This is a genomic window from Micromonospora matsumotoense (assembly GCF_900091525.1).
GTDB lineage: Bacteria > Actinomycetota > Actinomycetes > Mycobacteriales > Micromonosporaceae > Micromonospora > Micromonospora matsumotoensis.
Genome location: NZ_FMCU01000007.1, coordinates 1 through 12,106, shown reverse-complemented (window position 1 = coordinate 12,106; position 12,106 = coordinate 1). Strand labels below are relative to the sequence as shown.

Here is a 12,106-nt window from a genome sequence, read left to right as displayed (position 1 = left end):
TGGCCCCACTCGATCACCACTGGCCGGCGACGGCGTGGTCGGTCCGGCCCGGGACGGCGTGGGGACCTCGTCCGGGGCGCGGGGTGTGGGGAGGCCCGGTCGATGGCTGGCACAATCAGGGAGCACGATGGGATCGTCACGCGTCAATCAGCTCGGGGTGTCCTGCGCCCCGGCCACCGACCGTTCGGGCGGCGGTGACCCGAGATGACCATCGTCTATGTGCTGGCCGTGCTGGCCGTGCTGGTGCCCCTGGCGACCGTTCCGGTGCTGGCGGCCCGGTGGGCGTCGGCCGTCGACACCGGCCGGACGGCCGAACGGGTGCGGGTCGCCCTCGCCGGGCTGACCGCCGCGTTCGGCCGGGTCGGTGCGGCCCTGGTGGTGCTGCTGGCCGGTGCGGCGGCGGTCGTCGTCGTCTGCTGGCCGCTCGGTGAGGCGATCTCCCGGCTCGAACCCCACGTCGACCACCCGGTCTTCGACTACGTGCACGCCCGCCGGGTCGGCTTCTGGGAGGACATCAACCTGTTCATCTCCCCGATCGGTGACCGCTACCCGCTCAAGTGGGTGACCGCGGTGGCCGCGATCGGCTTCGCCATCGCCTGGCGTCGCCGCCGCTGGTGGATTCCGCTGGTGGCGATGCCGTTGCAGTTCGTCGTCGAGCAGTACACCCAGACGATCCTGGCGAAGGTCGTCGACCGTGGCCACCCGCCGACCGACCTGGGCACCTACCCCTCCGGCGGCTGCGGCCGGGTGCTGATGACCTTCGGCACCATCCTGGTGCTGGCCGCGCTGACCTGGCGGATTCCGCGTCGGGTGCTGATCGGCCTGGTCACCGCCCTGGCGGTGCTGGTCACGGTGGAGGGCTACACCCGCATCTACGCCGAGAAACACTGGCTCACCGACGTCTTCGGCGGCTGGTTCTTCGGCACCCTGCTGACCGGCGTGATGGTGCTCGCCGTGCTGGTCGCCGACGGCCGGGTCCGCCCGCCGAGGACGCCGGTCGACCCGGCACCGAGCAGCGACGACCGGCTGACCACCAGTACCTGACCCCCTCCCCGTCCGGACCGGCGCGACCCCTCCCCGCGCCACGACGGACCCGGCCCCCACCACTCCTCGAACGGAAGTTGGGCCACCGACGTGACCACCCTCCTCGTCGCCTCCACCGGTGGGCACCTCGCCGAGCTGCATGACCTGCTGCCCCGGCTCGGGGTGCAGGACGACTGCGTCTGGGCGACGTTCGACTCCCCGCAGAGCCGGTCGCTGCTCGACGGGCACGAGGTCATCCACGTGCCGCCGGCCACCACCCGGGACCCGGTGGGTGCGCTGCGCGACCTGCTGGCCGCCCGCCGGGTGCTCTGCGGCGGACGGTTCCGTCGGGTGATCAGCACCGGCGCCAGCGTCGCCATGTCGTTCTTCCTGCCCGCCGTCCGGCACGGCCTGGACTGCCACTACATCGAGAGCGCCACCCGGACCGAGGGCCCGTCGCTGACCGGTCGGCTGGTCGCCCGGGTGCCCCGGACCCGGCTCTACACCCAGTACCCGGGTTGGGCGGACGGCCGCTGGCGCTACGGCGGGTCCATCTTCGACGGTTACCTGCCCGCACCCGCCACCCCGCGCCCGGTCACCAGGATCGTGGTGACCCTCGGCACCCAGGACCGCTTCGGCTTTCCGCGCCTGCTGCAACGCCTGGTCGACGTGGTGCCCCCCGAGGCGGAGGTGCTCTGGCAGGTGGGGTCGACCCGCATCCCCCGGATGCCGGCCGGGGCCCGCCGGCAGGTGCCGCACGCCGAGATGCAGCAGGCGATGCGGGAGGCCGACGTGATCGTCACCCACGCCGGGGTGGGTTCGGCGCTGGCCGCGATGCGGGCCGGCCGCCGTGCCGTCTATGTGCCGCGCCGGGCCAGGCACGGCGAACACGTCGACGACCACCAGGTCGAGATGGCCCGGGAACTCGACCGGCGGGGACTGGTGCTGGCCCGGGAGGCCGACGCCGTCACGGCCGACGACCTGGCCCGTGCGGCGTCCTGGACGGTCACCACCACCGGAACGGTCCCGCCGTTCCGGTGGGAGCAGCCGGCATGAGGCCGGCCGGGACCGGGCAGCCCGGTGGCGGGTTGCGCCGGTCGATGCGGAATCCTCGTCCTCCGTGGGTCGTCCGGACGCGACCCGTACGACAGGACCGGGCCGAGCCGGTGGTCGAGCGGACCGGTCGGTCGATGGTGCGAAATGTCCGTGCAGAGCAAGCTACGCGGGATCTCACTTCATTTTTGGGGGCGCCAGTGCTTCACAGAACGTCTCGACCGGTGCGGCGGCGGTGGTTCGCCGCACTCGCCGTACCGGTGCTCGCGGTCGGCCTGCTGGCCGCGCCCGCCCGTGCGGCGGACCTCACCCCGGTAACCAGCACCCTCACGTCGGCGAACCCGGCGGACAATATTCCGCACGCGCAGGACGGTGACACCAAGGCGTTCGCCGAGATCGGGAACACGGTCTACGTGGGTGGCTCCTTCACCTCGGTCAAGGCCGCCGGGGGCACGAGCTGGACCTCCCGCAACTACCTGTTCGCCTACGACCGGGCCAGCGGCGTGCTGAAGGCCGACTTCACCCCGACGCTGGACGGCGCGGTGCACGCCCTCGCGGCGAGCCCGGACGGCAAGCTGATCGTCGGCGGCGCGTTCAAGAACGTCAACGGGGTCAGCCGCAAGAACCTCGTCCAGTTGGACCCGGCCACCGGCGCGACGATCACCGGCTGGGTCGGCCGCAGTGACGGCGGCCTGGTCCGCCGGACCGTCGTGGTGGGCAACAAGCTCTACATCGCGGGCGCGTTCCACTGGGTCAACGGCACCGAGCACTCGCTGCTGGCCCGGCTCGACGCGACCACCGGCGCGATCGACCCGAGCTTCCAGATCGACGCCAGCGTCGCCCGGGCCAGCAGCGAGCTGGTCTGGGGCCTCGCCGTCGCCCCCGACGGCAAGACCCTGGTCGCGGTGGGCAACTTCACCGAGGTCAACGGCGAGCCCCGCAACCAGGTGGTGGTCGTCGACCTGAACGGCACCCCGGCGGTCGCCAACTGGAGCACCCAGCGCTACGTGGCGCCCTGCTACAGCGGCTCGTTCCCGTTCTACGCCCGGGACGTCGACTTCTCCGACGACGGCACGTACTTCGTGATCATCGCGGACGGTGGCCGGGGCGACGGGGCGTACTGCGACGCGATCGCCCGGTTCGAGACCGCCGACCGGGGCACCGCCCTGGACGCCACCTGGGTCAACTACACCGGCACCGACTCGGTGACCTCCGTCGAGGTGGCCGACAACGTGGTCTATGTCGGCGGTCACTTCCGGTGGCTGAGCAACGCCAACGGCAACGACTCGGCCGGCAGCGGCGCGATCAACCGGTTCGGCCTGGGCGCGCTGGACCCGATCAACGGCCTGCCGCTGGTCTGGAACCCGACCCGGTCGGGCGCCCCGGCGGGCACCACCACCTGGGGTCCGATCATGTGGGAGCTGTGGCGGGGCAGCAACGGCCTGCTGGCCGGCTTCGACTCCGACGGCGTGGGCAACGAGTACCACGGCCGGATGGGCCTGTTCCCGCTCGCCGGTGGCCGTACCGTCGCGGCGACCAACGCGCCGACGGCGTCGTCCGGTTACCTGTACGTCGGCACCGGCAACGGTCAGACCACCAAGGTGCCGTTCAACGGCAGCACGCTGGGTACGCCGGCGAGCAGCGCGCAGGCGAACCTCACCTCGGCCGGCGCGTCCTTCTCGGTCGGCAACAAGCTCTACTGGTCCAAGACCGACGCGGCTGCCCCCGGCGGCAGCTACCTGGGTGTGTCGATGCTCACCGGCGGCTCGGTGGGCGCCCCCTGGGTCGGCAGCGGCTACAACGACTGGTTCAACCCGGCGACGATGGCGGGGGCGTTCTTCCTCGACGGTCGGATGTACTACACCAAGGCCGGCACCAACAAGTTGTTCTACCGCTACCTGGAGCCGGACGGCTACATCGTGGGCTGCTCCGAGTTCACCCTGCCCAGCGTGGGCCTGAACTGGGGCAACGTGCGCGGGCTGGCCTGGGTCAACGGCAAGATCGTCTACGGCAACACCGACGGCTCGCTGCGGGCCGTGCCGTTCGACGAGGTCGCCGTCGACGGCGCCGCCTCGGTCGAGATCGCGCCGGCCAGCGCCGGCGTGGACTGGTCGAGCAAGACGCTGTTCTTCGCCACCTCCTGACCCACCTTTGGTACGGGCGGTCCGCCGGTGTCCCCGAGGCACCGGCGGACCGCCCGTGGCGCAGGGGACCCGGTCGGCTGTCGACCACAGGTGAACGGTCGGCGACAATGGGACGACCAGCGGCTCGCACCGGGGCCGACGTCCGGCCCGCGCCGACCTGCCCGCCCCCCTCACCGCAAGAGGACTGACTGATGGACGTGACCGACGTCACTCCCGCCCGGCAGCGCCCGGTCGGCCTGGCCGAGTTGGCCCGTATCCCGGTGCGGCGGTGGCGCACGGTGCTCGCCGCCACCGGGTTGGTGCTGTTGCTGGTGGCCGCCTACCTGCTGTTCTTCCCCGCCACCTACACCGCCACCACGGCGGTGGTGGTCCGTCCGGTGGTCACCGACCCGTTCTCGGTGCCCTCCGGCGGTGCCGACCGGGCGGTCAACATGACCGCCGAGAGCGGGATCGCCACCAGCAACGGGGTGATCGACAAGGTCGCCTCGATCACCGGCCGGGACACCACCGGCGTGGCCGACGCGCTCACCGTGGAGACCCCGGTCGGCGGCCAGGTGATGCGGTTCAGCTACTCCGGGCACAGCGAGGCCGAGGCGGTGGACGGCGCGAACGGCGCCGCCGAGGCGTACCTCGAACTGCGCAAGGGGATGTACGAGAACCAGCGTGCCGCCGTGCTCAAGTCGTACGACGACACGATCGCCCTGGTCACCAGCCAGCGCACCACCACCCAGCGGTCGTTGCCGGCCAACCAGAACTCCTCCAGCCCGTCGCCGCGCACCAGCGCCCTGTTGGACCAGCTGCGGGCGCTCAACGACCAGCTCGCGACCCTCGCCGAGCAGCGTTCCAAGATCGGCTCGGCAGACCTCAGCCCCGGTTCGGTCACCAGCGCCGCGCGGGCCCCCGTCCCGTCGAGCCGGGACGCCGCCCCGCTGATCCTGGTCGCCGGACTGCTCGGCGGGCTGCTGGTCGGCGGGTTGGTCGCCTTCATCCGGGAGTCCATGGACCGTCGGGTACGCACCGCCGACGAGGTGTCCGCGCTGGTCGGCGCACCCCTGCTGGGGACCGTCGGGCGGGACCGGTCCGGCCGGCTCTCCGACACCGACCTGCGCTACCTGGTGCTGGCCCTGAGCCGTTGGGTGGACGGGCCGAAACCGCTGCCGCTGGTGCTGCTCTCCAGCGCCGGTGACGAGCGGCGCGAGCAGGTCACCGCCGGGATCGCCGCTGCGCTCGCCCAGGGCGGGCACGAGGTGCGGCTCGGGGTGGCCCCGGAGAGCCGGGACCGGATCCGGCCGTTGCTCCAGGACGCCCAGCGCCGGCACCCGGCGACCGAGCCGACCCGCCCCCGGGTGCCCCGCCCGCGTCCGGCGCCCAGCGTCGTCCCGGCACCGGCACCGGCGCCGGCCGCCGCCCCGATGGGCAACCCGGAGGACACCATGATCATCCAGCCGGTCCGCAAGCCCCGGCCGTTCCCCACCGAGGACCCGAAGAACGGCGGGGTCTACCGGTCCACCACCACGTCGGCGGACAAGACCGAGATCATCCCCCGGGTGCTGCCCAAGGAGACCCCCACCGTCGACGGTGAGGAACTGCGCATCGGGGCCGGCGCGGTGCACCTGGTCCCGCTGGACGCCCCGACGGGCGACGGCGTCACCGTGATGGACGCGCCGCCCGCCCTGCACGACGAGCGGGGCGTGCGGGCCGCCCGGGAGGGTCGGGCCGTGCTGGTCGCCGCCCGGGACAAGACCCGCACCGGCCGGCTGACCCAACTGGTGGAACGGCTGCGTGCGGTGGGCGTCGAGCCGGTCGGATTCGTGGTGACGGGGGAGAAGCGTGACTGAGTCGACGGCCGGCCCGCAGCACCCGCCGGTGACCGTGGTGATCGCCACCCGGGACCGGCCCGGACTGCTGGAACGGGCCGTGGGCGCCGTGCTCGACCAGGACTACCCGGGTCCGGTGGAGTGCGTCGTGGTCTACGACCACACCGACCTGCGCGAGCTGGCCGTGGACGTCCCGGCCGGCCGCAGCCTGCGCTACGTCCACAACGCCCACCGGCAGGGCCTGCCCGGCGGTCGCAACACCGGCGCCGACGAGGCCGGCGCCGCGCTGATCGCGTTCTGCGACGACGACGACTTCTGGCTGCCGGCGAAGCTGCGCCGGCAGGTCGAGCTGCTGGCGCAGCGCCCCGACGCCGCCGCCGCGAGCTGCGGCATCCGGCTGGAGGGTCCGGGCATCGCCAAGGAGCGGCAGCTCGACCGGGCCGAGGTCGCCCTGTCCGATTTCGTCGAGGACCGGATCATGGAGGTGCACTCCAGCACCATCCTGATCCGCCGCTCCACCTGGGACGCCATCGGCCCGGTCGACGAGGACCTGCCCGGCGGCTACGGCGAGGACTACGAGTGGCTGCTGCGGATCGCCGCGCACGGCCCGGTGGTGATCGTGCCCGAGGTGCTGGTGGTGGTCGACTGGCACGGCGGCTCGTTCTTCTTCGGCCGCTGGGCGACCATCGTCGAGGCCACCCGCTACCTGCTGGACAAGCACCCCGAGCTGGCGGGCAGCCGGACCGGCCTGGCCCGGCTGCACGGCCAGATCGCCTTCGCGCTCGCCTCCGGTCGGCGGCGGCGGGAGGCGGTACGGGAACTCGGCCGGGTGGTCCGGCTCAACCCCCGGGAGAAGCGGGTGCTGGTGACCGTCCCGGTGGTGCTCGGGCTGCTTTCCGGGGAGCGGGTCCTCCGGCTGGCCCAGCGTCGGGGGCGGGGTGTCTGACCGGCGGCGCCGGGTCGGCACGACGCCGTCCGGGCTGCCGCCGCTGCCCACCTGGCCGCTGCTGGCCATGTTCGGGCTGATGCCGCTCTGGTGGGCGCTCGGCGGCTTCTACCTCGGCTGGTCGGCGTTCGGCTTGGTGCTGCTGGGCCTGATGGTCACCCGGGGCCGGGTGGCGCTGCCCGCCGGCACGGCCTGCTGGCTGGTGCTGTTGGCGCTGGTGCTGCTCAGCTTCACCCGGCTGGACCGGGCCACCGCCTATCTCACCTCCGGGTTGCGGCTCGGCTTCATGGTGACCGCCCTGATCGTCTGCGTGTACGTCTACAACCTGGTCCGCGACGGCGTCCCCTGGGCACAGGTGCTCCGCCCGCTCGGCTGGTACTGGCTGGGCGTGGTGGCCCTGGGCTGGTTGGCGGTGCTGGCACCCCGCTTCCAGCTCACCACCCCGGTGGAGCTGGTGCTGCCGGGCAGCATGTCGGGGGAACGGTTCATCCAGGCGTTGACCCACGTACGGGCCAACGAGTTCAACCCGGTCTCGCGCGCCCCGATCTACCGGACCGCCGCGCCCTACCCGTACACCAACAACTGGGGTACGGCGTACGCGCTGCTGGTGCCGTGTGTGCTGGCGTACCTGACGTCGGTGCGTACCGGCAAGTTCCGGGTGGCGCTGCTGGTGTCCCTGCCGCTGTCGATGGTGCCCGCGTTCATGACCCTCAACCGGGGCATGTTCCTCGGCCTCGGCGTGGGGCTGACCTACCTGGGCCTGCGGGCGCTGGTCCGGGGCAACGCCAAGCTGATCGCCTCGATCGGCGGGCTGGTGCTGCTGGTCTGGGTGGTCAGCCTGGTGGTGCCGGTGCAGGAGTTGATCGACAACCGGGTCAGCAGCACCGACACCAACGTCGACCGGATGGACCTCTACGTGCGTACCCTCCAGGCGGTCGAACGCTCGCCGCTGCTCGGGTACGGCGCGCCCAACAGTGTCGACACCACGCTCGCCGAGGAGCCGCTGGGCACCCAGGGCATGATCTGGCAGGTGCTCTACAGCCACGGCATCCCGGCCCTGGTCGCCTTCCTGGCCTGGCTGGTGCTGATCGCCAGGCGGCTGGCCGGCGCGGTCTCCCCGGCCGGGCAGTGGCTGAGCACCATCCCGGTGATCGCCCTGGTGGTGATCCCGGTGTACGCCTACATCGACCCGAACATGTCGGTCATCTTCTTCGCGGTCGGGGCCGGGCTGGCGGCGGTCAGCGGGCCGGTGAACCGCCCGGTGACCCTCGCGCCGGGAGTCGTCACCGAGCCCCGTGAGCCCCGTGCGACGCCGGTGGGCGTCGGCCCACCGGCAGCGGCCACCGGGACGGCATCCGTGCCGACCAGGGCGTCGGCCACCGTCCCGACCCTGCCCACCAGCGCCACCGGCATCGTCCCGGCCCCGGCCCCGCGCAGCAGGGCCACCGCCAGCGTCCCCACCGCGCCCACCGCGCCCACCGGGGCCTCGGCCACCGCTGCACCGCCGGCTCCGCCCGTATCCCCGGGCGCGATCCCACCCTCGGCTCCGATCCCGTCCCGCCCCTCGGCTCCGGTGCCGACCCCGGCTCCCGCGCCGACCCCCACTCCGACCTCCGCACCTGCGTCGACCCCGGCCCCAGCCTGGCCGCCGGTCCCGGCTCCCACCCCGACCTCCGCACGTGCGTCGGGCCCGGCCCCGACCTGGCCCCCGGTTCCGGCTCCCGCTTCGGATGCGGTCCCGACCCCCGCCTCGGCCTCCGCACCTGCGTCGACCCCGGCCCCGACCTGGCTCCCGGTTCCGGCTCAGGCACCGACCCCGGCTGCCACTCCGACCCCCGGCCCTGCGCCGCACCCGGCACCGGCTTCCCCCCGGGCTGCGGCCGAGCCCCCGGCTTCCACCCCGGCCGGGTCCCCAGCTTCCACCCCGGCCAGGCCCCCGGTTCCACCCCCGGCCCCGGCTTCGGGGGCATCCCCGGCGTCGGTCGGTGGTCCCCGTCCGGGCGGCGGGGTGGACGCACCGACCGTGGTGCAGCCGGCCCGGCCCGGCGGGGCCACCCCACCGGCCCGGCCCACCACCCGGACCGAAGACCAGACCGGCACCGAGGACGGCAGGGAACGGACATGAGCCAACCGGGAACCGGCACCGGGACCACTCCCGCGATTCCCCGGCAGGTCGACCGCCGGGCAGCCCCGACCGACGTGCCGGCCGGGGCGGACCCGTCGGCCGGGGCGACGGCGGCCGGCACCCCCGATGCGGCGAGCGGTGCCGGGGAGGTACGCCGCAGCGCCCGCAGCGGCGCGGTGGGGCTGGTCGGCGCGGCGGTCAACGGCGCGTTGGGCTTCCTGCTCACCGTGGTCATCGTGCGCGGCTTCGGCACCGACGGCTCCGGCGCGCTGTTCACCGCCATCGGCGTGGTCTCCATCCTGGGCGCGATCTGTTGCGCCGGTGCGGACACCGCGCTGGTCTGGGCCCTGCCCCGACGTCGGATCGGGGTCGACGGCGACGCCGCCCGGCTGCTGCCGGTCGCGTTGCTGCCGGTCCTGCTGCTGACCGCGATCGTGGCGGCGGTGGGCGCGCTCACCGCCGACCGGCTCGCCCCGGTCTTCTTCGAGCGGTCCGATGGGCCGACGCTGCTGCGGCTGGCCTTCCTCGCGCTGCCGGTCACCGTGGCGATGACCGTGCTGCTCGCCGCCGTCCGGGCGGTCCGCCCGGTGACCGCCGTGGTCGGCATCCAGTACGTGCTGGTGCCGTTGGCCCGACCCGTGCTGCTGCTGGCGACGGTCGCCACCGGTGCCGGGGTGGCGGTCGGGTTCGGCGGCTGGCTGTTGCCGGTGGCGCTGGCCGTGGTCGCCGCCGTCGTCCTGCTGCTGCGGCCACTCGGGGTGTTCGCGGGGGCGCGGCTGCGGCCGGACGGCGCGGACTGGCGTACCCTCTGGGGCTTTGCGCTGCCCCGGGCGGTGTCGGCGGCCATCGACGCCAGCAGCATGTGGGTCGGGGTGCTGCTTACCTCGGCCCTGGCCGGTGCGGACGAGTCCGGTGTCTTCGGCGCGGTCGGCCGGTACGCCCTGGCCGGGCTGCTGATCATGCAGGGGCTGCGGGTGGCCGTCGCGCCCCAGCTGTCCCGGTTGCTCGGGCAGGGGCGCACCGCCGACGCGGCGCTTGTATACCGGCGGGTCACCGTCGTGATCATCCTGCTCTCCTGGCCCGCCTACCTGCTCCTGGCGGTGTTCGCGCCCGGGTTCCTCAGCCTCTTCGGCGACGGGTTCACCGCCGGCGCCACCCCGCTGGCGGTGCTGGCCGGGGCGATGCTGGTCAACTCCGGGGTGGGCATCGTGCAGACGATGCTGCTGATGAGCGGCAACAGCGCCCGGCACCTCCAGGCCACCGTGGTCGGGCTGACGCTCACCGTCGGCCTGGGTTTCCTGCTCATCCCCGAGCACGGCGCGCTCGGCGCGGCGTGCGCCTGGACGGCCGGGGTGGTCGCGGAGAACGTGCTGGCCGCGGTGGCCGCCCGGGTGGCGATCGGTGAGCCGCTGCTCACCCGCTCGGTGGGTTGGGCGGCGGTCGGGGCCGGCGGCGGCGCGGCCGTGGTGGCGGTGCTCAGCGCGCTGGTCGCCGGCCGGGGCGTGGCCGGCCTGGCGCTGGCCCTGGTGGTGCTGGCGGTCGTCGCCGCCGGGCTGCTGCTGGACCGGCGGGTCCGGGGTACCGTCCGGGCCGCCGTGACGATGCTCAGGCCGAGACCGGCGTGACGAAAGGGAGACGATGACGATCCGCGACCGCCTCAAGGGTGTGGTCCCGCACCAGGTCACCCACCAGGTGCGCAGCTCGCTGGTGCGGTACGGCGAACGGACCAGCGACCGCCGGCCGTTGCCGGACTTTTTGATCACCGGCACCAAGCGGGGCGGCACCACCTCGCTCTGGCGTTACCTGCTGGCGCACCCCCTGGTGCCCCGCCTCTTCCCGGCGTGGAACACCAAGACCTCGCACTACTTCGAGGAGAACTGGGGACGGGGCGAGGCGTGGTACCGCTCGCACTTCCCGACGCTGCGGCACCGCCGGGCGCTGGAACGCCGGCACGGCGGGCCGGTCCGCGTCGGTGAGGCGGCGCCGCTGTACATGTTCCACCCGCTCGCCGCGCAACGGGTCGCCGAGCTGCTGCCGGACGTCCGGTTGATCTTCCTGCTCCGCGATCCGGTCGAGCGGGCGTACTCGCACTGGAAGGAGCGGCGCACCGAGGGGAAGGAGCCGCTGGACTTCGCCGAGGCGCTGGCCCGGGAGGAGGAGCGGACGGCGGGGGAGCGGGAGAAACTGATCGCCGACCCGACGTACTTCAGCGACGCGTACGACTGGTACACCTACCGGGCCCGGGGCCGCTACCTGGAGCACCTGACGCCGTGGCTGGACCGCTTCGACCCCGCCCAGCTGTTGATCCTGCCCAGCGAGACGCTGTACGCCGAGCCGGCCGCCACGTACGCCCGGGTGCTGGACTTCCTCGGCCTGCCTCCGCACCAACTCGCGGCGTACGAGGCGCACAACCACCGGCGCAGCAGCGCCATGCCGGAGCAGGTACGGGACGAGCTGAGCGCGCACTTCGCCCCGCACAACGCGGCGCTTTCGCAGCGGCTGGGAATGCGCTTCGACTGGTCGTGAGCCCTGCCGGTGGCCCGCCCGGCGCACCTCGCCGTCCGCAGGGCGGGACGGGCCGGACAGGGTGCCGACGCCAGCACCGGGCGTGACAGACTGACCGTCGTGTTGCGTTGGCTGACTGCAGGTGAATCGCATGGTCCGGCTCTGGTGGCGTTGTTGGAGGGGGTTCCCGCCGGGGTGGCGGTGACCACCGGTGACATCGCGGGTGAGTTGTCGCGTCGTCGGTTGGGTTACGGCCGGGGTGCGCGGATGGCGTTCGAGCAGGATGAGGTCGAGGTCGTCGGTGGTCTGCGACACGGCGTCACCCTGGGCAGCCCGGTCGCGATCCGGGTGGGCAACTCGGAGTGGCCGAAGTGGCAGACGGTGATGGCCGCTGACCCGGTCGATCCGGACGAGTTGGCGAGTCAGGCCCGGAACGCGCCGTTGACGCGTCCCCGGCCCGGCCACGCCGACCTGGCCGGCATGCAGAAGTACG

The 12,106-nt window shown here is 73.5% G+C and carries 9 protein-coding genes; all 9 read left to right on the top strand.

Annotated features, from left to right (window positions below):
• Positions 1 to 204 precede the first annotated feature (204 nt).
• A complete protein-coding gene (locus GA0070216_RS15655) occupies positions 205 to 1,044 on the top strand; it encodes a phosphatase PAP2 family protein (protein WP_091246318.1) in 840 nt (279 codons plus the stop codon).
• 90 nt (positions 1,045 to 1,134) lie between these two features.
• Positions 1,135 to 2,079 (top strand): glycosyltransferase, encoded by a 945-nt coding sequence (locus tag GA0070216_RS15650; RefSeq protein ID WP_091246316.1) that lies wholly within the window; start codon positions 1,135 to 1,137, stop codon positions 2,077 to 2,079.
• Positions 2,080 to 2,213: 134 nt separating this feature from the next.
• Positions 2,214 to 4,220, top strand: a complete 2,007-nt coding sequence (locus GA0070216_RS15645; protein WP_091246835.1) for a delta-60 repeat domain-containing protein — start codon at positions 2,214 to 2,216, stop codon at positions 4,218 to 4,220.
• Positions 4,221 to 4,411: 191 nt separating this feature from the next.
• A complete protein-coding gene (locus GA0070216_RS15640; protein WP_091246313.1) occupies positions 4,412 to 6,058 on the top strand; it encodes a GumC domain-containing protein in 1,647 nt (548 codons plus the stop codon).
• A complete protein-coding gene (locus tag GA0070216_RS15635) occupies positions 6,051 to 6,983 on the top strand; it encodes a glycosyltransferase family 2 protein (protein WP_091246311.1) in 933 nt (310 codons plus the stop codon). Before GA0070216_RS15640 ends, GA0070216_RS15635 begins: the two co-directional genes overlap by 8 nt.
• Positions 6,976 to 9,108 (top strand): hypothetical protein, encoded by a 2,133-nt coding sequence (locus tag GA0070216_RS34560; protein ID WP_176738981.1) that lies wholly within the window; start codon positions 6,976 to 6,978, stop codon positions 9,106 to 9,108. Before GA0070216_RS15635 ends, GA0070216_RS34560 begins: the two co-directional genes overlap by 8 nt.
• Complete coding sequence (locus tag GA0070216_RS15625; protein ID WP_091246309.1) at positions 9,105 to 10,733, top strand: lipopolysaccharide biosynthesis protein; 1,629 nt, start codon at positions 9,105 to 9,107, stop codon at positions 10,731 to 10,733. The genes GA0070216_RS34560 and GA0070216_RS15625 overlap by 4 nt, the downstream gene beginning before the upstream one ends.
• Positions 10,734 to 10,746: 13 nt before the next feature.
• Complete coding sequence (locus tag GA0070216_RS15620) at positions 10,747 to 11,634, top strand: sulfotransferase family protein (protein ID WP_091246306.1); 888 nt, start codon at positions 10,747 to 10,749, stop codon at positions 11,632 to 11,634.
• A gap of 99 nt (positions 11,635 to 11,733) precedes the next feature.
• Positions 11,734 to 12,106, top strand: a 373-nt coding sequence (locus tag GA0070216_RS15615; RefSeq protein WP_141723104.1) for a chorismate synthase, incomplete at its 3' end; no start/stop codon positions are given.